This window comes from Microbacterium sp. zg-YB36 (assembly GCF_024623575.2).
Taxonomy (GTDB): Bacteria; Actinomycetota; Actinomycetes; order Actinomycetales; family Microbacteriaceae; genus Microbacterium.
In genome coordinates, this window is sequence record NZ_JANJFD020000003.1 from 210,328 (window position 1) to 230,084 (window position 19,757).

The 19,757-nt window shown below is 68.6% G+C and carries 19 protein-coding genes; 13 read left to right on the plus strand and 6 right to left on the minus strand.

Annotated elements, in window-relative coordinates; translation table 11 throughout:
• Nucleotides 1-21: 21 nt before the first annotated feature.
• From NQ151_RS10275 to NQ151_RS10325, 11 genes are all read left to right on the plus strand, one after another.
• Nucleotides 22-870 carry an ABC transporter permease gene (locus NQ151_RS10275; protein ID WP_257528017.1) on the plus strand — a complete coding sequence of 283 codons (849 nt, stop codon included), beginning with the start codon at nucleotides 22-24 and terminating at the stop codon, nucleotides 868-870.
• A complete protein-coding gene (locus NQ151_RS10280; protein WP_257528018.1) occupies nucleotides 867-1,643 on the plus strand; it encodes an ABC transporter permease in 777 nt (258 codons plus the stop codon). The genes NQ151_RS10275 and NQ151_RS10280 overlap by 4 nt, the downstream gene beginning before the upstream one ends.
• The gene (locus NQ151_RS10285; RefSeq protein ID WP_257528019.1) at nucleotides 1,633-2,496 is read left to right on the plus strand and encodes an ABC transporter ATP-binding protein; all 864 of its coding nucleotides are present in this window, start codon (nucleotides 1,633-1,635) and stop codon (nucleotides 2,494-2,496) included. Before NQ151_RS10280 ends, NQ151_RS10285 begins: the two co-directional genes overlap by 11 nt.
• Nucleotides 2,493-3,716, plus strand: a complete 1,224-nt coding sequence (locus tag NQ151_RS10290; RefSeq protein ID WP_257507411.1) for a multidrug effflux MFS transporter — start codon at nucleotides 2,493-2,495, stop codon at nucleotides 3,714-3,716. The genes NQ151_RS10285 and NQ151_RS10290 overlap by 4 nt, the downstream gene beginning before the upstream one ends.
• A gap of 103 nt (nucleotides 3,717-3,819) precedes the next feature.
• Nucleotides 3,820-5,316: an aldehyde dehydrogenase family protein gene (locus NQ151_RS10295; protein WP_257507410.1), complete on the plus strand. Its 1,497-nt coding sequence runs from the start codon at nucleotides 3,820-3,822 to the stop codon at nucleotides 5,314-5,316.
• 224 nt (nucleotides 5,317-5,540) lie between these two features.
• Nucleotides 5,541-6,347, plus strand: a complete 807-nt coding sequence (locus tag NQ151_RS10300; RefSeq protein WP_257507725.1) for a methylenetetrahydrofolate reductase — start codon at nucleotides 5,541-5,543, stop codon at nucleotides 6,345-6,347.
• A gap of 2 nt (nucleotides 6,348-6,349) precedes the next feature.
• Nucleotides 6,350-7,231: a formyltetrahydrofolate deformylase gene (gene purU, locus NQ151_RS10305; protein ID WP_257507409.1), complete on the plus strand. Its 882-nt coding sequence runs from the start codon at nucleotides 6,350-6,352 to the stop codon at nucleotides 7,229-7,231.
• A 50-nt stretch (nucleotides 7,232-7,281) separates the two neighbouring features.
• Nucleotides 7,282-8,685 (plus strand): vanillate/3-O-methylgallate O-demethylase, encoded by a 1,404-nt coding sequence (gene ligM, locus NQ151_RS10310; protein WP_257528020.1) that lies wholly within the window; start codon nucleotides 7,282-7,284, stop codon nucleotides 8,683-8,685.
• An 80-nt stretch (nucleotides 8,686-8,765) separates the two neighbouring features.
• Nucleotides 8,766-9,368 (plus strand): PadR family transcriptional regulator, encoded by a 603-nt coding sequence (locus NQ151_RS10315; RefSeq protein WP_257507407.1) that lies wholly within the window; start codon nucleotides 8,766-8,768, stop codon nucleotides 9,366-9,368.
• Nucleotides 9,365-9,949: a GTP cyclohydrolase I gene (gene folE / locus NQ151_RS10320; RefSeq protein ID WP_257528021.1), complete on the plus strand. Its 585-nt coding sequence runs from the start codon at nucleotides 9,365-9,367 to the stop codon at nucleotides 9,947-9,949. The genes NQ151_RS10315 and folE overlap by 4 nt, the downstream gene beginning before the upstream one ends.
• 99 nt (nucleotides 9,950-10,048) lie before the next feature.
• A complete protein-coding gene (locus NQ151_RS10325; protein WP_257528022.1) occupies nucleotides 10,049-10,708 on the plus strand; it encodes a GntR family transcriptional regulator in 660 nt (219 codons plus the stop codon).
• 66 nt (nucleotides 10,709-10,774) lie between these two features.
• On the opposite strand, the gene NQ151_RS10330 is transcribed toward NQ151_RS10325, so the two are convergent.
• Genes NQ151_RS10330 through NQ151_RS10350 form a run of 5 tightly spaced genes read right to left on the minus strand, consistent with a single transcriptional unit; the run spans nucleotide 10,775 to nucleotide 15,470 of the window.
• Nucleotides 10,775-12,037, minus strand: a complete 1,263-nt coding sequence (locus tag NQ151_RS10330) for an ABC transporter substrate-binding protein (protein ID WP_257528023.1) — start codon at nucleotides 12,035-12,037, stop codon at nucleotides 10,775-10,777.
• Nucleotides 12,038-12,039: 2 nt separating this feature from the next.
• Nucleotides 12,040-13,110 (minus strand): branched-chain amino acid ABC transporter permease, encoded by a 1,071-nt coding sequence (locus NQ151_RS10335; protein ID WP_257528024.1) that lies wholly within the window; start codon nucleotides 13,108-13,110, stop codon nucleotides 12,040-12,042.
• Nucleotides 13,110-13,991: a branched-chain amino acid ABC transporter permease gene (locus NQ151_RS10340; protein ID WP_257507402.1), complete on the minus strand. Its 882-nt coding sequence runs from the start codon at nucleotides 13,989-13,991 to the stop codon at nucleotides 13,110-13,112. Before NQ151_RS10340 ends, NQ151_RS10335 begins: the two co-directional genes overlap by 1 nt.
• Nucleotides 13,992-13,993: 2 nt before the next feature.
• A complete protein-coding gene (locus NQ151_RS10345) occupies nucleotides 13,994-14,704 on the minus strand; it encodes an ABC transporter ATP-binding protein (protein WP_257528025.1) in 711 nt (236 codons plus the stop codon).
• Nucleotides 14,691-15,470, minus strand: a complete 780-nt coding sequence (locus NQ151_RS10350; protein WP_257507400.1) for an ABC transporter ATP-binding protein — start codon at nucleotides 15,468-15,470, stop codon at nucleotides 14,691-14,693. Before NQ151_RS10350 ends, NQ151_RS10345 begins: the two co-directional genes overlap by 14 nt.
• Before the next feature lie 225 nt (nucleotides 15,471-15,695).
• Between NQ151_RS10350 and NQ151_RS10355 the strand changes: the two genes are divergently transcribed.
• Nucleotides 15,696-17,060: an aminomethyl transferase family protein gene (locus NQ151_RS10355; protein ID WP_257528026.1), complete on the plus strand. Its 1,365-nt coding sequence runs from the start codon at nucleotides 15,696-15,698 to the stop codon at nucleotides 17,058-17,060.
• A gap of 63 nt (nucleotides 17,061-17,123) precedes the next feature.
• Nucleotides 17,124-17,978, plus strand: coding sequence for an IclR family transcriptional regulator (locus NQ151_RS10360; RefSeq protein ID WP_257528027.1), 855 nt, complete (start codon nucleotides 17,124-17,126; stop codon nucleotides 17,976-17,978).
• A 40-nt stretch (nucleotides 17,979-18,018) separates the two neighbouring features.
• Here the strand turns inward: NQ151_RS10360 and NQ151_RS10365 are convergent, their stop codons facing one another.
• Complete coding sequence (locus tag NQ151_RS10365) at nucleotides 18,019-19,725, minus strand: AMP-binding protein (RefSeq protein ID WP_257528028.1); 1,707 nt, start codon at nucleotides 19,723-19,725, stop codon at nucleotides 18,019-18,021.
• Nucleotides 19,726-19,757: the final 32 nt, after the last annotated feature.

Here is a 19,757-nt window from a genome sequence, read left to right on the forward strand (position 1 = left end):
TGCCCACCAAGGAGGTCGACGATGACCATCGCACCACCCGGCGACAACACGGTGACTCGCACCGTCGCCATCGCGAAGGCGCGCGCTCGACGGCGGTTCTCCCCACGCAAGGCCCTGCTCGGCATCGCGGGCATCGTGCTGTTCCTCGCGATCTGGGAGATGGCGTCACGGACGGGCCTGGTGGACCCTCGCTATCTGCCGCCACCCACCGAGGTGATCCCCCACCTGTTCCAGATCGCCACGTTCCCCGACTTCTGGGTGGCGATCGGCGACACCCTCCTGGCGTGGGGCACGGGCCTGCTCATCGCGTTCGTGCTGGCGACGATCGCCGGTGTCGTGATCGGGCTGTCGCCGTTCCTGCGCCGTGCGACGAACTCGACGGTGGAGTTCCTCCGTCCGATCCCGTCCGTCGCGCTCATCCCCCTCGCGGTGCTGCTGTTCGGCATCCGGTTCGAGGCGACCCTGCTGCTGGTGGTGTACGCGGCGTTCTGGCAGATCTTCATCCAGGTGCTGTACGGCGTCGCCGACGTCGATCAGGTCGCCATGAGCACGGGGCGCAGTTACGGCTTCTCCCGCTGGCAGCTCATCAGGGACATCGTGTTCCCGACGGCGCTGCCGTTCCTCATGACGGGCGTGCGACTCGCCTCGGCGATCGCCCTGATCCTGGCGATCACCGCGCAGCTGATCATCGGCACGCCGGGCTTGGGCTATCAGATCACGCTCGCCCAGAACGCGGGCAACTACGACACGATGTACGCGCTCATGATCGCGACGGGGCTCCTGGGGGTGCTGATCAACGTCGGCGCCCGCGCGGCGGAGCGCCGGCTGCTGTCGTGGCACACGTCGGTGCGGGGGGAGGTGCCGGCATGAGAAAAACCCTCGTCGCCATCGCCTTCACCCTCGGGTTGCCCGTGATCCTCGTCACGCTCTGGTGGATCAACACGATCCTGTCGCCGAACTTCTTCATCCCGGAACCCCCCGAGCTGATCGCCGAGTTCTTCGGGCTCTGGTTCGGCCCTCGCCTGTGGGCGGACGTGCTGCCGAGCCTTGCTCGGTTCGGCATGGGCGTGGCCCTGGCCATCGTCGTGGGGGTGCTCCTGGGCATCGTCATCGGCCTGAACCGCACCCTGCGGGCGATGACCGAGCCGCTGTTCGAGTTCTTCCGCGCCCTGCCCGCACCGGTTCTGGTGCCGCCGCTGCTGCTGATCATCGGCCCGAACGACGCGATGAAGGTGGTCGTGATCGCCATCGGCGCGGTCTGGCCGGTGCTGCTGAACACGGTCGAGGGGGTGCGGGCGACCGACCCGGTGCAGAACGACACGAGCCGCTCGTACGGCATCTCCGGATTCAACCGGGTGCGCTACCAGGTGCTCCCCTCCGCCGCGCCGCAGGTGCTGGCAGGGGTGCGACAGTGCCTGCCGATCGGGCTGATCCTCATGGTGATCTCCGAGATGTTCGCCCCCACCGGGGGGCTGGGCGCTGCCATCATCCGCTTCCAGCGCACCTACGCCATCCCCGAGATGTGGTCGGGGATCCTGCTCCTGGGCATCGTCGGCTTCCTCGTCGCCATGCTGTTCCGCGTCGTCGAACGACGCATCCTCCGCTGGTACTACGGACTGAAGGATCTCGAGAATGCTGTCTGACTCTTCTGCACCACTGCAGACCGTCTCGTACGGTCGCACCCTGCCCGCTGCGGACACCCTGTTGTCGGTACGGAACCTGAAGAAGGTCTACACCACCGACGGCGGTGACATCGAGGCCGTCCGCGACCTCACCTTCGACCTCGGCAAGAACGAGCTCACGTGCCTGGTGGGCCCCTCGGGTTCGGGAAAGACGACGCTTCTCAAATGCATCGCGGGCCTACTTACGCCGACATCGGGTGAGGTCGTGCTCGACGGCAAGAAGGTGACCGCGCCGCCGAAGAAGATGGCGGTCGTCTTCCAGGAGTACGGCCGCTCCCTGTTCCCCTGGTTGCGGGTCTTCGAGAACGTCGAGCTGCCGCTGAAGAACTCCGGCATGGGCAAGGACCAGCGCCGGGCTCTCGTCGAGGAGGCGCTGGCCAACGTGGGCCTCGATCACGTACCGCGGTCGTATCCGTGGCAGCTCTCCGGCGGAATGCAGCAGCGCGTGGCCATCGCCCGAGCCATCGCCTACCAACCGGAGGTGCTGCTCATGGACGAACCGTTCGCCGCTGTGGACGCCCAGACCCGCGCCGACCTCGAGGACCTCGTGCGAGGGGTGCGCAAAACGCTGGGGCTGTCGGTGCTCTTCGTCACACACGACATCGACGAGTCGGTCTATCTCGGGGAGCGGGTGATCATGCTCTCGAGCTCGCCGACCATCGTGCAGGAGGACCTCCTCGTCGACCTCCCCGAGGAGCGCGACCAGCTGGAGACGCGGTCGCTGCCGCGCTTCACCGAGCTGCGTCGCCATGTGTACGAGCAGATCCAGCTGGCGAAGAAGGGGTTCCGTCCGGACGTGGCGACCCGCGCATGAGCCCACCGCGCCCCGTGCCGCGCACCCCGGGACGCATCGATCCCGGACTCATGCTCGCCCTGGGGTTCGTCGCGATGGCGGGGTCGCTCTCGACCGACGTGTATCTGCCGGCATTCCCGCAGATCGCGGCGGCGTTCCAGGTCGAAGCATCCGCCGTGCAGCTGACCATGACGGCCTTCCTCATCGGTTCGGCGGCGGGACAGCTGGTCATCGGCGCATTCTCGGACGCCCTCGGCCGGCGGCGCACGCTGCTGGCCGCCTTGGCGGTGTTCACCGCCTGCGCCTACCTTGCCGCAGTCAGTCCCTCCGTCGGCGTACTCATCGCCATCCGCGCGGTGCAGGGGTTCGCGGGTTCCGCGGGGGCGGTGCTGGCACGCGCGATCGTGGCAGATCTGGCCGACCGGCAGCAGGCGGTGCGCGCGTTCAGCCTGCTCTGGGCCATGATCGCCCTCGGCCCCGCCATCGCGGTTCCCTTGGGTGGCTGGCTCGCCCAGACGGGGGGCTGGCGCGTGACGCTTCTCGGGGTGGCGGTGCTGGCCACGGCGATGCTGCTGGTCGCATCTTTCGTCATCCCCGAGAGCCTGCCGCCGGACCGCCGGCATCCGTTCACCTTCGCCGCGATCGGCGGCAACATCGGTCGCCTGCTGCGCGACAGCGCGTTCGTCGGCTACGCCGTCGCCTTCGGCCTCGGCTACGGCACGCTCATCGTGTACATCAGCTCGTCGTCGTTCATCGTGCAGAACATCTTCGGGACGACTCCGCTGGGCTACTCGCTGACCTTCTCGTTCACGGGCCTGTGCATCATGTCGGGCGCGTGGCTCAGCGGCCGCGTCGCCCAGCGCGTCGGCACCGGCCGCACCCTGCTGGTAGCCCAGCTGCTGCAGCTGACCGCGGCGGGGATCTCCGGTGTGCTCGCGGTGTCCGGAGCCTTCACCCTGGCCTGGTACCTGCCGCTGATGGGCGGGTTCGCCGTGGGATGCGGGGCGGTCATGTCGACGGCATCCGCCATCGCCGTCGGCCGCGCCGCCCGGACGGCGGGGGCGGGTTCCGCATTGATCGGCTTCAGTCAGTTCGCTTTCGGCGCCGCGGCCTCGCCGCTGGGCGGGCTGCTCGGCACCGGCACCGCGGTGCCCGCACTGTTCTTCATGACCCTGCTTCCCCTGCTGGCTGTCGGGGCAGCCGGTGCCGGGCGCATGCTGGAGCGTCGGAACCCTGCGTGAGAGTGCCGGCCGCGGTTGATCCGGGGACGGTCAGGCCGCAGAATCAAACGAATCCATCGACGCCGGCGCGATCTGCGCCGAACACAGAGAGGTGCATGCCGAGATGACTGCAGACGCCATCACCACCGGGGCGCGAACGGGGCTCTACATCGGAGGCCAGGAACGCTTCACCGACGAGACCCTGTCGATCCCAGACCCGGCCAGACCCGGCTTGATCGTCGGGGAGGCCGCCGCGGCCTCCGCCGACGACGTGAGCGATGCCGTGGCCGCGGCCAAGGCCGCTCACCCCGCGTGGGAGGCGATGGGCGCGAAGGAGCGCGCGCGACTCATGGCCGACGCCATCGCCGGTATCGGCGACGACCGCGATGAGGATGCCGCCATCCTGTCGCAGGAGAACGGCAAGGTGCGCTTCGAAGCGTGGGTGGATGCCCTCGTGTTCGAACTGCGCTGGAACCTCGCGCTCATGCTCGCCGACGAGGTCGACGTGCCGCGGACCCTGCCCGTCGTACCAGGCGCCATCCCGGTGTCCACCGAGGTGTCCTACCAGGCGCTCGGCGTGGTCACCGTGATCGTGCCGTTCAACTGGCCGATCGCGATCCTCGGCGCCTCCCTGCCGCACGTGCTGCTGGCCGGGAACACCGCGATCGTGAAGCCCCCGCCGTCGGCGCCGCTGGCCACGACCCGGGTGGTCCAGCGCCTCGCCGAGAAGCTCCCCGCCGGCGTGCTGAACGTCGTGACCGGCCGTGACGAGAACATGACCGGCCTCATCCAGAACACCGACATCGCCAAGGTGTCCTTCACCGGCTCGGTCAACGGCGGCAAGCGGATCATGGAGATGGCGTCCAAGACCCTCACCCGGGTCATGCTGGAACTCGGCGGCAACGACGCCGCGATCTTCCTGGAGGACGCCGTCATCGACGATGTGCACCTCGACCGGCTCTACGCCGCGGTGTACGACACCACGGGGCAGATCTGCATGAACGCCAAGCGCGTCTACGTGCACCGTTCGCGGCTGGACGAGCTCGTCGCCGGGCTCACTGCGCGGCTCGAGAACGTCGTCATCGGCTACGGCCTCGACGAGGGCACCACGATGGGGCCGCTCCACCAGCCGGCGCAGAAGGCGTTCGTCGAGGAGATCATCGCCGAGGCGAAGGATGCCGGTGCCGACGTCCGCGAATTCGGCGAGCTGCCCGGCGGCGACCTCGCGGGCGGCAACTTCCTGCGGCCCGCGATCGTCGTGGACCCCCCGCTGGGGCTGCGCGTGGTGACCCAGGAGCAGTTCGGTCCTGTCATCCCGGTGATCCCGTTCGACACCGAGGAGCAGGCCGTACGTCTCGCCAACGACACGTGGGCCGGGTTGTGCGGGTCGGTGTGGACCGGCAGCCCCACCGCCGCCCACCGCGTCGGCAGCCAGTTGCGCTGCGGATATGTCTGGGTCAACGATCACGGCGCCACTCGCCTTGACCTGCGTGCACCCTTCGGCGGCATGAAGCAGTCGGGGATGGGACGCGAGCAGGGCATCGACGGAATCCGTTCCTTCCAGGACACCCGCTCGATCGCCACGATCGACCCCGAGGCCCTGGCCGGCATGGCGCACTGACCGACAGGCGCGCATGACGGGGTCCGCCGAAGCGGCGGACCCCGTCATGGTGTCTCACGGGTTCGCGCAGTACCTCTTGCCATTACCTATCACCATAGGTAATCTGCATCTCGGAGGCGCAATGATGCCCTCTCCCTGAGAGGAAAGGACCTCGATCAGTGGCCCAGACTTCACCGGCGGCACGCAGCGCCGCCCTCCGCCTCCTCGACGGCTTCTCGCTGGAGATGACCGGGAAGGACGTGCCGGGCCTCGAAGAGGCACGGGACACGATCCCCGCCGGCACGAAGATCAACGTGACATTCCTCGGCAACGAGGATCTTCAGATGCGGGTCGCCGCCGCCAAGGCCGTCGTCGACCTCGGTTTCGTGCCGGTCCCGCACATCTCGGCCCGGCGGCTGTCGTCGCAGGGGCAGCTGGAGGAGTTCCTCGGCCGACTGCAGGATGTCGGTGCCACCGACCATGTCTTCGCCGTGGGCGGCGACCCGGCCGAACCAGAGGGTCCGTATCCTGACTCGCTCTCGGTGATCCGATCCGGCATCCTGCAGCGATACGGCGTCAAGGAGGTGTCGATCGCGGGCTACCCGGAAGGTCACCCCGACATTCCCGACGACGTGCTCTGGCGTCATCTGGACGACAAGTCGGCCGCGCTGCGGGAGCAGGGCTTGGGAGCGGTGATCCTCACCCAGTTCGCCTTCGACACCGACCCGGTGACCGTGTGGATCCAGCAGGTGCGCGACCGCGGCATCCAGACCGAGATCCGCATCGGCACGCCCGGCCCTGCCGGCATCAAACGGCTGATCGGCTTCGCGCGGCGCTTCGGCGTCGGCGCGAACGCGATGATCGTGAAGAAGTACGGCTTCTCGCTGACCAACCTCATGGGAACCGCCGGTCCCGACCGGTTCGTGACGGATCTGGCCGCCCAGCTCGCACAGTCCCCCGCCGCGGGAACGGTCAAGCTGCACTTCTACACGTTCGGCGGCCTGCAGGCGACGGCGCAGTGGGCGCAGGACTACCGCAACGGCCAGTCCTGAGGATGCCCGTGTCTCTGCAACCGAACTCGCTGAGCGATCACGCCTGCCTCATCACCCACGGCCCCGACCAGCCGGGGCTGGTCGCGGCGATCACGGCACTGGTGGCCCGCAACAACGGGAACATCGTGACCCTGGACCAGTACTCCGACAATCCGGAGGGTGGCGCGTTCTTCCAGCGGCTGGTGTTTCACCGCCCCGACCTCGCGGCCGCGATGCCTGAGATCCAAGGCGACCTCGAGAACACGCTCACCCCCTACGGCATGACCTGGCAGCTCACCGATCAGTCGGTACCCAAGCGCATGGCGATCCTCGCCTCGACGAGCGACCACTGCCTGCTGGAACTGCTCTGGCGCCACCGCCGCGGCGAGCTGAACGTCACGATCCCGATGGTGATCTCCAACCACACCAACAGCGCCGAGTCGGTGCGCTCCTTCGGTATCCCGTTCTTCCACGTGCCCTCGCCCGGACCGGACAAAGCCGCCGCCGAGGCGGAGATCATGAAGCTCCTGGTCGGCAACGTCGACGTGGTCGTACTCGCGCGCTACATGCAGATCCTCTCCGACGGCTTCCTCACCCAGGTCGGCGTGCCCATCATCAACATCCACCACTCGTTCCTGCCTGCGTTCATCGGTGCCGGCCCCTACAAGAAGGCCAAGGAACGCGGCGTCAAGCTCATCGGCGCGACGTCGCACTACGTCACCGGCGACCTCGACGAGGGACCGATCATCGAACAGGACGTCGCCCGCGTCACCCACGCGATGAGCGCGACCGACCTGCAGGCACGGGGCGCCTACGTCGAGCGCGCCGTGCTGTCCCGTGCCGTCCAGTGGCACGCCGAGGACCGGGTGATCCGGCACGGCAATCAGACCATCGTCTTCGCCTGACACGGATGCCTCGCCCGAGGCGTCCACCCACAGAACAGAGGAGTTCATCCGTGGCAAAGAACCTGCAGGAGCTGATCGACCAGACCAACCCGGTCGACATGCTGCGCAACTCGCAGATCGGCTCGTACATCTACCCCGTCGTGCCCGCCGATTTCCAGAACTGGATCAAGGAGCAGCAGGCGTGGCGGGAGACCGCCGTGCTGTACGACCAGTCGCACCATATGGACAACGTGTTCCTGAGCGGATCCGACGCGATCAACCTGATCAGCGACACCGCCATCAACTCGGTCGCGAACTTCGCCGTGAACAAGGCCAAGCAATACGTGCCGACCACCTCATCGGGCCATGTGATCGGCGATGGCATCCTCTTCCGCCAAGGCGAAGACGAGTATGTCTACGTGGGCCGCGCCCCCGCCTCGAACTGGCTGCTGTTCCACGGCGAGACCGGTGGCTACCGCAATCTCGATGTCACGGTCGACCGCCGGTCACCTTCCCGCCCTTACGGGCACCCGGTGACCCGGGAGTACTACCGTTTCCAGATCCAGGGCCCGAATGCCTGGGCCGTGATCGAGAAGCTCAACGGCGGCGAACTCGAAAAGCTCGGGTTCTTCAACATGTCGACGATGCGCATCGCCGGCAAAGAGGTGCGCACCCTCCGCCACGGGATGGCCGGCGCACCCGGCCTCGAGGTGTGGGGGCCGTACGCCGACCACGACCAGGTCCGCGACGCCATCGTCGAGGCGGGCGCCGAATTCGGGCTCGTGCCGGTCGGGTCCCGCGCCTACCCCTCGAACACGCTGGAGTCGGGCTGGATCCCCTCGCCCCTGCCGGCGATCTACACCGGCGAACCCGAGCGCGCCTACCGCGAATGGCTCGGCGTGGACAGCTACGAGGCCACCGGCACGCTGGCCGGCTCCTACGTCTCGGAGAACATCGAGGACTACTACCTGACCCCGTGGGAGCTCGGCTACGGCTCCTTCGTCAAGTTCGACCACGACTTCATCGGTCGCGATGCCCTCGAGAAGATCGACAAGGAGACCCAGCGCCGCAAGGTGACGCTGGCCTGGAACGCCGAGGATCTCACCCGGGTGTGGGGGTCGCTGCTGAACGTGGACGGGCCGCAGTACAAGTTCTTCGACCTGCCGCTGGCCAACTACGGCTCGGCCAACTACGACTCGATCGTGGATGCCGACGGCACCACGGTCGGGTTCTCGATGTTCACCGGGTACAGCGCCAACGAGCGGCGCGGCCTGTCGCTGGGCGTTGTCGACCCCAACGTGCCGGAGGGCACGGAGCTGAAGGTGATCTGGGGGGAGCCGGACGGCGGCACGGCCAAAGCCTCCGTCGAGCGGCACGAGCAGACCGAGGTGCGTGTGGTGGTCAGTCCGGTGCCGTATTCGACGGTCGTCCGCCAGTCCTACCACGGCGGCTGGCGCACCGGCTATCAGAGCTGAATCGTCGCCACCGGCATCCACCGGTAATCTCGGCAGACGGTCGGCGGCGAGCACGCGACGCCGCCGAAGGAGGGAATCCGATGAGTCTGCGCTACGCCCTGCTCGCACTGGTGCGGGTGGGCCCGCAGTCCGGCTACGACCTGCAGAAGCAGTTCTCGGTGTCAGTCGGTCACCTCTGGCATGCTCCGGACTCGCAGATCTATCCGGAGCTTCGGAAGATGGAGGGCGAAGGGCTCATCCTCGGTGAGGAGCAGGCACGCGGGGAGCGTGGCATGCGGCGGATGTACCACGTCACCCCCGCCGGCGACCAGGCGTTCCTGGACTGGATGGCATCGCCGCCGGAGTATCAGCGGGTGCGCGATCCTGCTCACCTTCGCGCCGCGTATCTGGAGTCGGCGACACCCGACCAGGCCCGCGCCTTCCTACGCGCGCACATCGCGCAGTGGGAGGGCGAGCTGGAGCAGTGGGAGGGTGAGATCCGCCGCATCGACGCCGTCGACAATCCCATGCTGCGGCGCCGACTTGCCGTCACGGCCGAAGCCGATCGGGAACGCACGATCGCGTACAAGCGGTTCGCCTATGAGGGTCTCGTCGAGCGTGCGCTCGGCGAGATCCAGTGGGCACGACATGGGCTCGACCTCGTCGAGCACCTCGAACCCCCGGAGGGCTCCCGCAGACGATGACATCTTCCGCAGTTCAGACCTCTCGTGATCGCGCGGTTGCCGCCGTGCGCGAACTCCTGCTCGCGGTGGGCGAGGACGCCGACCGCTTGGGCTTGCTGCGCACTCCCGAACGCGTCGCCGACCTCGTGCTCGACGTGTTCGCGGGGCTCGGCGTCGACCCTGTATCCGCACTCGGTGTTCCTGTCGCGCTCACCGAGAACGAGCACCCCGGCGAACTGGTGGGCGTCACCGGCATCCCGTTCCGCTCGATCTGCGAGCATCACCTGCTGCCGTTCGACGGGACGGCGGACGTGTACTACGCGCCGAGCCGTCACATCGCCGGGCTCAGCCGCATCGCCGCCCTCGTCGAGGTCGCCGCCAAGCGCCCCCAGCTGCAGGAGCGACTCGGGCAGCAGATCGCGGACGCCCTGATGACGGTGCTGCAGCCGCACGGTGTCGCCGTCCGCATCGAGGCGACCCATGGCTGTGTCGCACACCTGCAGCCCAACGCCGCGGCATCCAGGGCGGTCACGGTCGCTACCGTCGGTGTGATCCCCGACGCAACCTGGCGGCTGGCGCGCCGCGACACGCCCTTGTCCTGAACTCCCCCGCGGTGGGCGCGGTGGCGGATTGCCGCGAAAATCGGCGACAATAGTGCCGACGATCCCCCAGCTCCGCCGGGGTCGAGAGAGTTGGCGCCCATGACACTCCCGCCCGCCGCCCGAGCCGTCGACCCCAGCGCGCGAACCGACATCGCACAGCAGATCCGGGACGCCATCCTCGGCGGCGAGTTCGCGCCGCACCAGCGGCTGATCGAGGCGGATCTGAGTGAACGATTCCACGCAACTCGGGCAGCGGTCCGCACGGCGCTGCTGACTCTCGAGAACGAGGGGCTGGTCGAGCGCCTTCCCAACCGCGGCGCCCGCGTGCGGGCCATCAGCATCGAGGAGGCCGTCGAGATCGTCGAGGTGCGCGCGGGGCTGGAGTCGCTGTGCGCCCGCCGTGCCGCGGAGCGCATCGACGACGACGGCATCGCGGTGCTTCGCGACCTGCGCGCCAGGATCGAGCAGGCGGTCGCGTCGGGAGATCTGGTGGAGTACTCGCGCCTGAACCAGGACATGGACCGGCAGCTGCGGGCACTCAGCGGTCACGCCACCGCCGCGCAGCTGCTCGAGCGCCTGCGGGCGCAGTCGGCCCGGCATCAGTTCCGCCTCGCGTTCGCCCCCGGCAGGGCGGCCCAGTCGCTGCCGGAGCACATCGCGATCATCGACGCCGTGATCGCGCGGGATCCGGATGCCGCCGAGGCGGCGACCCGCGCGCATCTCGCGGGGATCGTGGCGTTCTTGCGCAGCCTGGCATGACCTGAGGCCGACATGCGAACGGCGGCCCGACTGTGGGTCAGGCCGCCGCCGCGGATCGACGCGAGGTCAGCCGAAGGCCTCGACCGTGTCGTAACCCTTGCCGTTGTACTTCTGGACGACCACGCTCGACACGGCAGGCTGACCGTCCACCGTGGTGTCCACCGCGGTGCCCTCGAGCATGAGCGGCGCCTGGAAGTCGGTGATGGAGCGCAGCGCCGTCATGAAGTTCTCGCGCGTCGGCTCGGTCATCTCCATGAACGCCTGCTCGAGCGTCGCTCCGACCATGTAGCTCCACATGCAGTGCGGGAACGCGGGCATGTCCTGGTAGTCCGCGTACTCCTTGAGGCTCGCGAGGAACGTCTGCACGTCCTCGTCCTCGGCGAATGCCGGGCTGGCGGGCGCCTTGGAGAACGACACCGAGTACACCCCGGGGAACGCCTCCGCCCCACCCGGCTGCAGGATCGCGGCCGGGCTGGAGGTGTTCGACGGCAGGAACCAGCTCGGTGTCCAGTTCAACTGCTGCGCCTTCTGCAGCGACGAGATCACCAGCGGCGTGATCGACATGGCGTTGAAGAACACGTCAGCGCCGGATGCCGCGAGCTCGGTCAGCTGGCCGTCCACCGCCGTGTCGGTCGCCTCGTATGTGAGCTCCTCGACGATCTCGATGTTGTCCGCTCCCTCGACGGCCTCCTTGAAGCCCTCGACGTACCCCGCGCCGAAATCGTCGTTCTGCGAGAGGATCGCCACCTTGTGATCTTCGCCGGATGCCGCCAGCAGCTCACCGAACGCCAGCCCTTCGTTCTGGTAGATCGGCACAAAACCGAGCTGCCACGGGCTCTCCTCGGTGTTGCTGAAGATCGGGTCGCCCGTCATGACGAGCACCTGCGGCACCTCGTCGGCGATCGCCGCCTCCAGATAGGCGCGGTTGGTCGGGGTTCCCAGCCCCGAGGTCATCGCGAAGACGCTGTCCTTGAGCTGGTCGTAGTTGGCCTTGGCCTTCTGCGGGTCATACGCGTCGTCGAGCGCCTCGATCTCGACGGTGCGGGTGGTGCCGTCGCCGAACTCGATGCCGCCGGCGGCGTTGCGCTCGCCGAAGTAGGCGGTGATTCCGGCGACGGTGCAGGTGCCGGGTCCGGCGGTGGCACCGCTGAGCGGGGTGGTGATGCCGAGCGAGATCGAGCTGTCCGTGATGCCGGGGCTCGCCTCCCCGCCGCCCTCGGTGGCATCCGTTCCCCCGCCGTCGCCGCCGCGGGCGCAGCCGGCGAGCGTCAACGCGAGCGCGGAGCCGAGGGCGACGATGCCCACGATGTTCCGGTGTCTCTTGCTCATGTTCATGACTGATCGTGCCTCTCTGTTTGGGTTCCCTTCGGCGCGACGGGCGTCGGGACGTCCGCACTCGAAGTGGCTGATGCGCGCCCTCGATGCTCGCCGCCGCCGCCGCGCCGGCGGCGCAGGCGACGCAGGCGCGCGGGGAGGGAGGCGAGCCCACCGGGGAGCAGGAAGAGCACGAGCAGGAGCAGTGCGCCCTGCAGCACGGCGGTGAGGTTCGGGTCCACGGTGTTCGTCAGCTGCGGTGCCAGCACGTAGTAGGCCCCGCCGAGGAGCGATCCGACGATGCTGCCCGCCCCGCCGATGACCATCGCGGCCAGCAGTTGGATGGAGTGACCGAAGCTCATGGTCTCCGGCGAGGTGTACTGCACGACGACCATGTAGAGGAATCCGCTCACGCCGCCGATGAGTGAGGCGATCGTGAAGGCGAGCACTTTGAATCGGTAGGGAGAGATGCCCATCGACGAGGCGACCGCCTCGTTCTCCTTGACGATCGCGAACGCTCGGCCGTACTTGCCGCTTACGAGGTTGCGGGTGAGCAGGAACACGATCCCGCCGATCAGGATGACGATGTACAGCTGCCACTGGTCGTCGTACAGTCCGGTCCAGTCCGGAGCGTCGGAGAAGCGAGCGGAGGTGCCCTGCGACCCGCCGGTGAATTCCGCCAGACGCTTCGCCAGCGGCACCCCCACGATCGGCAGGGCGATCGTGACCATCGCGATCGCCAGGCCCCCGAGGCGAGCCGCCGCCAGCGCGATCAGCAGACCCACGACGGCGGGCACGAGCACACTCGCGAGGAACACGACGATGATGTTCCAGTCGTTGTTCACGCCGTAGGCGGTGATGTAGGCGCCGAGCCCGACGAAGAAGATCTGACCGAGGGACACCTGGCCGGTGTAGCCCATCACGACGTTCAGCCCCAGCACGGCCACGGCGAAGACGCCGATGCGGGCGAGGGTCTGGTTGGCGAACTCGGGAAGGGCCAGCGGCAGCACCAACACGACGGCGACCACGACGAGAGCGATGAGCACCCGCACCCATCGCCGGGAGAGGAAATCAGACGAGGCAGACATCAGACGCGCACCACCGATTTCCGGCCGAACAAGCCCTGCGGCCTCACGATCAGCACGATGAAGATGAGGATGAACGGCACCGCGACCTTCAGGTCGTAGCCGATGAAGGGGATGTACACCGCGGCGAGGTTCTCCAGGACGCCGATGAGCCACGCGGCGATCACGACGCCGATGGGGCTCGACATGCCACCCAGGATGACGGCGGCCAGTGCGTAGACCAGCGCAGTGTCCATCATCCCCGGGGTCAGCGTCAGCTGCGGGGCGATGAGGGCCCCCGCCACCGCGCCCAGACATGCGGCAAGACCCCAGCCGACCATCAGCAGGCGGCCCACGGGCAGTCCCGAGAGTGCGGCGGACTGTGGGTTGATCGCGACGGCGCGCAGGGCCAGCCCCAGCTTCGTGCCGAGGAACAGCCCCTGCAGCAGGATCATGATCGCGATGATCACGAGCGTGGTGCCGATGGAGCGGATGCTGACCGAGGCGCCGAGCACCGAGATGGTGTCCAGGGAAAACAGCGACGGGAACTGCTGGTTGTTGTACGTGAACAGCCACCCGCAGATGCCGGTGATCAACGTGAGCAGTCCGATCGTGACCACGACCGCGGTGTCGGGGTCGCCGCGTTCGAAGCGTCGCATCAGGTACCGCTCGATGAGCGCACCCAACGCGAACGACAGGGCGATCGAGATCAGGATCGCGAGGATCAGCGGCACACCGAGCCCGGTGAACCACCACGCGATGTACGCGGAGAGCACTGCCATACCGCCCTGGGCGAAGTTGATCAGCCCGGTGGCCTGGTTCACGAGCACGATGGCCAGGGCGAGCGCGGCATACACCGAGCCGAGCGAGAGTCCGTCGACCACGAGTTGGATGAAGGTCCCCATCGTCAGCCCCCCAGGTAGGCGCGTCGGATCTCGTCCATGCCTTTGAGCTCGGCCGAGGTGCCGGTGAGGGCGTTGTGCCCGGTCTCGAGCACCGTCGCGGTGTCGACCAGACGGAAGGCGAGGTTGGCGTTCTGCTCGACCACGAGCATCGCGATCCCCGACTCCTGCCGGAGGCGCGCGATCGCGTCGTAGACGTTCTTCGCGGTGGACGGGGCCAACCCCAGCGACGCCTCGTCGAGCAGCATGAGTCGGGGCTTTGCCATCACCCCGCGCGCGACGGCGAGCATCTGCTGCTCACCGCCGGACAACGCGGAGGCATGCGAACGGATGCGCTCCCGCAGGTTCGGGAACAGGTCCAGGCAGTACTCGACGTCGGCCTCGATGCCTTTGCGGTCCTTGCGCTGGTAGGCGCCCACGCGCAGGTTCTCCCGCACCGTGAGGCCGCCGAGCATCCCCCGCCCCTCCGGGACATGCGCGATCCCGTAGGACGCCACCCGGTCCGGCCGTCGCCCGCGGATCTCCTTGCCGTCGAAGCGGATGCTGCCGCCCGCGCGCACGGTGCCGCTGATGGCACGGAGGGTCGTGGTCTTCCCGGCGCCGTTGGCTCCGAGAATGCCGACCGCGCCGCCCTCGGGCACCGTCAGCGACACTCCGTCGAGCACCTGCACCGGCCCGTAGAACGCCGTGACGTTCTCGAGTTCAAGCAACGTCATCGACGGCATCCTTCCCGATGTAGGCCTCGATGACCCGCGGATCCGACTGTGCCTGGGCGGCCGTGCCCTCCATGAGCTTGCTGCCGTGATCGAGCACCACCACCCGGTCGGTCAGCGCGGCGATGAGGCCCATGTGGTGCTCGACGATCACGACGGTGATGTCGTCGTCGCGGATCGCGCGGACGGACGCGATGAGCTGTTCGACCTCGGTGTGCGGCAGCCCCGCCGCCGGCTCGTCCAGCAGCAGCAGGCTGGGGCGCGACAGCAGTGCACGGCACAGTTCGATGCCCTTGTGCAGGCCGTGCGACAGCTCATCGGCGGGCAGATCCGTCGCCCACCCGAGGCCGTGGCGCTCGAGCAGTTCCAGCGCCTCGCTCCGGCGCTGCCGTTCGGACCGCACCGTCGCCGGCATCCGGACGGACCAGCTCAGGGGCCCGCCCGGCAGCCGGGTGTGGGCGCCGAGCAGGACGTTCTCGAGCACGCTGGAGTGCAGCTGCAGGGCCGGATGCTGGAACGTGCGGGCAAGGCCCCGCCGCGCGAGGTTCGCGGGCGTGGCACCCAGCATCTCCTCGCCGTCGATGGTGATCGAACCGGACCCCGGCCGGTAGTGACCGCTGATGCAGTTGAACAGGGAGGTCTTGCCTGCTCCGTTGGGACCCACGAGCCCGAAGATCTCCCCCGGCTCGACCGTGAACCCCACATCGCGCAGAACCGAGATGCCGCCGAAGCGGAGGTTGACGTCTCGCAGAGTCAGCCGAGCTGCCATGCTCACCTTTCGCCGTCGTTGCTGCGTTGCACGCGACGCGAGGCGAATCCGCCCCGCTTTTGGGACGGTACGGATTCACGTTGAAATTGTCAACGATTTTGGCGCGCAATCGCGGGGTCGTTGTCAAACCGTGCTCGGCGCCGCTTCAGTTCCCATCAATGGAAATCGACGAGCGTTCTGGGGCCCCGCGGGCGCAGCATCGAAGAAACGACGGAAAGGTCGATGATGACATCCGAATCCCTCGCCGCGGCGATCGCCAGGACCGGCAGCCCGATCGAACTGCTGCGCAACCAGAATTGGCCCGCGTTCACGTTCCCCGTCGCGCCGGAGTTCACGAACTGGCGCGACGAGCAGCGCTCCTGGAACACCACGGTCGCCCTGATGGACCAGTCGCACCACATGACCCAGCTCTTCCTCAGCGGCTCGGACGTCATCGCACTGCTGCAGACCATCTCGCCGAACACGTTCGCCACGTTCCGCCCGGGCGTGGCCAAGCAGCTCATCTCGGTCAACGCCGAGGGATATCTCATCGGCGACGGCATCCTGTTCTACAACTCCACGGGCCATGAGGGGCTCGTGCTCATCGGGCATCACCTGCTGATCGACTGGGTGCGCTTCAACGTCGAGAAGGCGCAGCGCACCGGGGCGGACGTCCACGAGCGATTGGAGCCGAACTCACACATGCGGCAGGGCCCGCCGACGTTTTACCGGTACGAACTGCAGGGCCCGTTCGCGAACGAGGTCATGGCGAAGCTGTTCGGCGGCCCCGTCCCCGAGGTGAAGTTCTTCCACATCGGCGACTTCACGATCGCCGGCCGAGCAGTGAAGGGGCTGCGCCACGGGATGGCGGGGCAGCCGGGGTTCGAGTTCTTCGGACCGTGGGCAGACAACGAGGTGGTTCTCGAAGCGATCCTCGCCGGCGGTGCCGAGTTCGGCATCCGTCGCGTCGGCGCGAAGGCCTACTCCGCGACGCCGCTCGAGTCCGGCTGGGTGCCCACGCCCTTCCCCGCAGTGTTCGGCGACGACATGGCCGACTATCGCGAGTGGCTGCCGGCCGCCCGCATCGGCTCGGTGGCCGGCTCGCTGTCGTCCGAGGACATCCACGACTTCTACATGACGCCGTACGACCTCGGGCTCGGCCGGTCGGTGCGGTTCGACCACGACTTCCACGGGCGCGCCGCCCTCGAACAGCACTCCACGGCACCCCGGCGGCGCAAGGTCACGCTGCTGTGGAACCCCGACGACGTCGCGGAGGTGGTGCGTTCGCAGGTCGAACCCGGCATCCCCGCGAAGTTCCTCGACTTCCCCAAGGCGCGGTACGGCCTGTTCCAGATGGACGAGGTGCTGCAGGGCGACCAGCGCGTGGGCATCTCGACGGATGCCGGGTACGTCGCGTACGAGCAGCTGTACATGTCGCTGGCGACCCTCGACACCGGGATCGACGACGGTGCCGAGGTCGAGATCGTGTGGGGTGAGCACCCGGTGTCGAAGAAGGACTCGGTGGATCAGAACCACCGCCAGGTCCGCATCCGCGCCACGGTCGCTCCCGCGCCCTACCAGGAGTGGGCCCGGACGGTCTATCGCGCCTGACCGCCCACCCGCCGGGGCGACTCGGCACCGGCGGGTGTGTAGGGTCCTGGTGAGGAGGACGCGATGGCGCGGGGATCTGCAGGCGAGTCCGCCCTGCACCGGCATCTGCGGGTGCTGGACGCGTTCGACGCCCTCCGCCCGTTCCTCACCCTCGGCCAGATCGCGGCGACGGCCGACATGCCGATGTCCACCGCGCACCGGATCGTGGGCGAGCTCACCGCCGAGGGGCTGCTGGAACGGATGCCGGACCGCACCTACCGGTTGGGCATGCGGCTGTGGGAGTACGCGTCGCGCACCCCCGGCGCCCTGGGCCTGCGCGAAGTCGCCCGCCCCTGGCTCGAGGCGGCGCACGCCCGCATCCGGCAGCACGTGCAACTCGGCGTGCGCGCGGGCAGCGACGTGCTCTTCCTCGAGCGGATGTCGGCACCGCAGGCGGTGCTCAACGCCACGGTGATCGGCGGCCGCATCCCGCTGCATGCTTCTTCCCTCGGTCTCGTTCTGCTCGCCCACGCGCCCGATGAGGTCGTCGACGAGGCGATCGCAGCGGGGTTGCGGGCGTACACGGCATCCACGATCACCACCTCGAGCGTGCTGCGGACGGTGCTGCGCCGCGTCCGGGCCGACGGTTTCGCCGTGGCGGCCGGGCACATCCACGAGGAGTCGCGCGGGGTCGCGGTGCCGGTGCGAGGCCCCGATGGCACCGTTTACGCCGCGATGGGCGCGGTCATCGCGAACGACGGCAGCGCCGAGGCCGCGGTCGTCGAGACGCTCCGGGTCGCCGCCGCTGGTATCACCCGCGCCCTGCGCGCGGCCTACGCGTCCGGAGTCGATGACGACGGCCACGGGCCGCGACCGGATGCCGGCATTTCCGCGCGTTCCTGGGAGTACATCGCCGCCCTCGCGGCGCACCACGCGTGACGGCGCCCTACCGACCCCGCCGCCGACGCTCGCCTGTCGGTCAGCGCCGGATGCGCATCGTGCCGGTGGGCGCGTCCGACCCGACCAGCGGTGCCAGCTCCGCCTGAAGCCGGGGCAGATCCACCTTGCCGTGCGGGCTGCGCTCGAGGGAATCCCGGACGAACAGGTGCCGGGGCTTCTTGTATCCGGCCAGGCGGGCGTCCAGGTGCGCCCGCAGCGCCTCGGCATCGAGCTCGGCGTCGGGCCCTGTCACGATCACGGCCGTCACCAGCTCGCCGTAACGCAGGTCCGGCACCCCGAACACGACCGCGTCCACGATGCCGGGGAAGGCGACGAGGGCGTCCTCCACTTCGGCCGGGTAGACCTTCTCCCCACCGGTGTTGACCACGGCGCTGCCCCGGCCGAGCAGTTCCACCGTGCCGTCGCCGCGGGCCACCGCCCAGTCCCCCGGCATCACGTGGCGCACCCCGTCGATCACCGGGAACGTCGCCCGGGTCTTCTCCTCGTCGCCGAAATATCCCTTCGGCAGCGTGCCGCGGAAAGCGAGGACGCCGCGCCCGCCCGCGATGTGCTGCACGTCGCGCAACTCGTCGTCCAGCACGACGGCTCCCGGCAGCAGCCGCAGCTCGCCCGGCAGGTCGGCGACCGAAGTGGTCTCGTTCACGGCATACGGTCCCCCCTCGGTCGAGGCGAGCAGATCGGTGATCGTGATCGCAGCGTGCGCATGCCACCGGCGCTTCACCGCGGGACTGAACCGCATCCCCGAGCTGATCATCGAGTTCACGCGCCCGAACCCGTCGAGTCCGGCTCGCTCCACCGCCTCCACCAGCGGCAACGCCACGGCGTCACCCGCCACGATGAGGCGCGTGGCGCCCGCGTCCACGGCGAACCGCGCGGCGGCATCCGGGTCGAACCGGGGCGACGCGATGACGAGCACCGTGCCACCCAGGACGAGCGTGTTCATCGACGTGAACAGCGCCGTGCCGTGCATGAACGGAGACAGCGGCAGCGTGACCACCCGCGGTATCGCGGGGTCGCTCGCCACCGCGATGGCCTCCGCCATCGACTCCGGCACGGGAAGACCGGCTGTCGTATAGATCGAGTAGCTCTGCACGGCGAGGATGTCCTCCGCGCCCCACACGACCGCCTTCGGCCGGCCGGTCGTGCCGCCGGTGTACAGCCGCAACTCGCCTCCCGGTGGCGGCGTGGCCGGCAGCTCGCCGCCGCCTGCCACGACGTCCGCCCACGCCGAGTGAGTATTCGCGCTGCCGAGTGAGTATTCGCCGTCCCGAGTGAGTATTCGCGTTCCCGAGTGGGCGGCATCCGGAGCCGCGATCTCCCCCGCGGGCCCGTCATCGATCACCACGAACATCGGCGCGTCCGGCCAGTGCGCAACGGCATCACGAACCACGTCCGAAAGTGACGTCGGGTACACCAGCACCCGAGCCCGCGAATCCTCCAGCAGCGCACGCACCTCCGGTGCCCGGTACCGGTAGTTCATCGGCACCGGAGCGATCCCGGTCGCCAGACACGCGAACAGCCCTACGACGTATTCGGGGCGGTTATACAGGAGCATCGCGACGGCCTCGCCCGGTTGCACGCCCCGCTCACGCAGGTAGCGCGCGAACGCCCCCGCCTCGGCGAGCAACCGTCCATACGTCATCGTCTCGGCCGGCGTCACGACCGCGGGGCGCTGCGGGACTGCGCGCGCGACGGCCTGCCAGACGTCGCTGTAGTGCCCCTTCATCCGAACCCCCTCGTTCGATGCCGGTCCTGCGA

What these genes read in the sequence shown, in the direction of transcription:
- NQ151_RS10275 (WP_257528017.1), top strand. Translation starts at nt 22, where the DNA reads ATGACCATCGCACCACCCGGCGACAACACGGTGACTCGCACCGTCGCC.
- NQ151_RS10280 (WP_257528018.1), top strand. Translation starts at nt 867, where the DNA reads ATGAGAAAAACCCTCGTCGCCATCGCCTTCACCCTCGGGTTGCCCGTG.
- NQ151_RS10350 (WP_257507400.1), bottom strand. Translation starts at nt 15,470, where the DNA reads ATGGCAGCTCGGCTGACTCTGCGAGACGTCAACCTCCGCTTCGGCGGC.
- folE (WP_257528021.1), top strand. Translation starts at nt 9,365, where the DNA reads ATGACATCTTCCGCAGTTCAGACCTCTCGTGATCGCGCGGTTGCCGCC.
- NQ151_RS10295 (WP_257507410.1), top strand. Translation starts at nt 3,820, where the DNA reads ATGACTGCAGACGCCATCACCACCGGGGCGCGAACGGGGCTCTACATC.
- NQ151_RS10355 (WP_257528026.1), top strand. Translation starts at nt 15,696, where the DNA reads ATGACATCCGAATCCCTCGCCGCGGCGATCGCCAGGACCGGCAGCCCG.
- purU (WP_257507409.1), top strand. Translation starts at nt 6,350, where the DNA reads ATGCCCGTGTCTCTGCAACCGAACTCGCTGAGCGATCACGCCTGCCTC.
- NQ151_RS10325 (WP_257528022.1), top strand. Translation starts at nt 10,049, where the DNA reads ATGACACTCCCGCCCGCCGCCCGAGCCGTCGACCCCAGCGCGCGAACC.
- NQ151_RS10360 (WP_257528027.1), top strand. Translation starts at nt 17,124, where the DNA reads ATGGCGCGGGGATCTGCAGGCGAGTCCGCCCTGCACCGGCATCTGCGG.
- NQ151_RS10315 (WP_257507407.1), top strand. Translation starts at nt 8,766, where the DNA reads ATGAGTCTGCGCTACGCCCTGCTCGCACTGGTGCGGGTGGGCCCGCAG.
- NQ151_RS10330 (WP_257528023.1), bottom strand. Translation starts at nt 12,037, where the DNA reads ATGAGCAAGAGACACCGGAACATCGTGGGCATCGTCGCCCTCGGCTCC.
- NQ151_RS10290 (WP_257507411.1), top strand. Translation starts at nt 2,493, where the DNA reads ATGAGCCCACCGCGCCCCGTGCCGCGCACCCCGGGACGCATCGATCCC.
- NQ151_RS10340 (WP_257507402.1), bottom strand. Translation starts at nt 13,991, where the DNA reads ATGGGGACCTTCATCCAACTCGTGGTCGACGGACTCTCGCTCGGCTCG.
- NQ151_RS10285 (WP_257528019.1), top strand. Translation starts at nt 1,633, where the DNA reads ATGCTGTCTGACTCTTCTGCACCACTGCAGACCGTCTCGTACGGTCGC.
- NQ151_RS10300 (WP_257507725.1), top strand. Translation starts at nt 5,541, where the DNA reads ATGACCGGGAAGGACGTGCCGGGCCTCGAAGAGGCACGGGACACGATC.
- NQ151_RS10335 (WP_257528024.1), bottom strand. Translation starts at nt 13,110, where the DNA reads ATGTCTGCCTCGTCTGATTTCCTCTCCCGGCGATGGGTGCGGGTGCTC.
- NQ151_RS10365 (WP_257528028.1), bottom strand. Translation starts at nt 19,725, where the DNA reads ATGAAGGGGCACTACAGCGACGTCTGGCAGGCCGTCGCGCGCGCAGTC.
- NQ151_RS10345 (WP_257528025.1), bottom strand. Translation starts at nt 14,704, where the DNA reads ATGACGTTGCTTGAACTCGAGAACGTCACGGCGTTCTACGGGCCGGTG.